General features: G+C 72.2%; 2 protein-coding genes. One reads left to right on the top strand and one right to left on the bottom strand.

The window, feature by feature from the left end; translation table 11 throughout:
* Nucleotides 1–52: 52 nt before the first annotated feature.
* Nucleotides 53–256 (bottom strand): cold-shock protein, encoded by a 204-nt coding sequence (locus tag G6017_RS00165; RefSeq protein ID WP_107755639.1) that lies wholly within the window; start codon nucleotides 254–256, stop codon nucleotides 53–55.
* 253 nt (nucleotides 257–509) lie between these two features.
* Between G6017_RS00165 and G6017_RS00160 the strand changes: the two genes are divergently transcribed.
* Nucleotides 510–1,265 (top strand): DEAD/DEAH box helicase (locus G6017_RS00160; RefSeq protein ID WP_194307659.1); only part of this gene is annotated, 756 nt, incomplete at its 3' end.

The following is a 1,265-nucleotide window of genomic DNA, read 5'->3' as shown; positions in this document are numbered from 1 at the left end:
GGCCCCCGACGCGCACGCGTCGGGGGCCTCGTCGATCTCGGACCGTGGCGCCTCAGATGGCGCGGACCTCCTGGGCCTGCGGGCCCTTCTGGCCCTCGCCGAGCTCGAACTCGACGCGCTGGTTCTCCTCGAGCGACTTGAAGCCCGTGCCCTCGATGGAGGAGTAGTGGACGAAGAGGTCGGCGGAGCCGTCCTCGGGGGCGATGAACCCGTAGCCCTTCTCCGCGTTGAACCACTTGACGGTGCCCTGTGCCATGTTGTTGCGTTCCTTTTCCGTACTGCCTGGTGCGACCCTCGGGATGGCCACGCGGGTCGGGTCGCCCCACCGCCCGCGGGGAGCCCGCGACCGGCATCGACGACCGGGACAAGTACACCACGAGACCAGGGTCAGGTGAACCGATCTCCGCAGGGCCGCCGACCGCGCCGTGCAGCCGGATCCACCCCGGACCCGACTCCGACACGCGCTCGGGTGAGGACCCGGGCGGGTTGCCCTCTACGGTCGAGGGGTGATGACGTACGGACGCGAACTCCTGGGCCACCTGCTCGAGCAGCTCCCGGCCGGGCCGTCCCCCGTCACCCACACAGCGGAGTTGCCCGCCCGCGAGGCCCGGTACGCCGACTGGCCCACCTGGGCACACCCGGGCTTGGTCGACGAACTGCGTGCTCGGGGCGTCGGCAGGCCCTGGGCCCACCAGGTGGCCACCGCCGAGCACGCGCACTCGGGGAGGAACGTGGTGGTGGCCACCGGCACCGCGTCCGGCAAGTCCCTCGGCTACCAGTTGCCCGCGCTCAGCACACTCGCCTCGGACCGGGGGGCCTGCGTGCTGTACCTGTCCCCCACCAAGGCGTTGGGCCAGGACCAGCTGTCGTCGGTGGTGTCGCTGGTGGACTCCGTCCCCGGGCTCGCCCATGTGGCCCCCGCGTCCTATGACGGAGACACCCCGACCGACGCCCGGCCGTGGATCCGCGAGAACTCCCGTTGGATCGTCACCAACCCGGACATGCTCCATCTGTCGGTGCTCGGTCGGTCCCGCCAGTGGACGCGCATCCTGCGGGGGCTCCGCTACGTCGTCGTCGACGAGTGCCACTCCTACCGCGGCGTGTTCGGCTCCAACGTCGCCCTGATCCTGCGCCGGCTCGACCGGCTCGCCCGGGCCCTGGGGGCCGAACCGACGTTCGTCCTGGCCTCCGCCACCACCTCGGACGCCGGCGCGGCCGCCAGCACCCTCGTCGGCCGCCCCTGCGTCGAGGTGACCGACGACGCC

It is taken from the genome of Dietzia sp. B44 (genome assembly GCF_014145245.1).
GTDB lineage: Bacteria > Actinomycetota > Actinomycetes > Mycobacteriales > Mycobacteriaceae > Dietzia > Dietzia natronolimnaea.
The sequence above is the reverse complement of the archived record's forward strand: the minus strand, read 5'-3'. Positions and strand labels throughout refer to the sequence as shown.